General features: G+C 37.1%; 1 pseudogene. It reads right to left on the bottom strand.

What is annotated here, in order from left to right:
* A pseudogene (locus tag FC20_RS10595) lies at positions 1-251 on the bottom strand (phage head morphogenesis protein); the annotation flags it as partial.

Raw genomic sequence — 251 nt, forward strand, 5'->3', positions numbered from 1 at the left:
TCCACTTGCGATTGGCTACTTTTTCAACGTAGTCTGCCGGAATTTCTTTCACTTCTTTGATAGGTTGGTCTTTTTGTGCCTTAACATTAATAACTTTTTCGCCTTTTGAATTGGTTAAAGGCAGTTCAAGCTCTTCACTAATGTTTTTATCATTTTCATTTTTAGGCAGTTCAAACTCTTTACCGGTTTGATAGGCTATGCCTTCTTTATCTGCCTGCTTCCAAGCTTGTTTAACTACTTCAGAATAGAGC

Origin of the sequence: Lactobacillus equicursoris DSM 19284 = JCM 14600 = CIP 110162, assembly GCF_001434815.1 — a bacterium.
GTDB classification, from domain to species: domain Bacteria; phylum Bacillota; class Bacilli; order Lactobacillales; family Lactobacillaceae; genus Lactobacillus; species Lactobacillus equicursoris.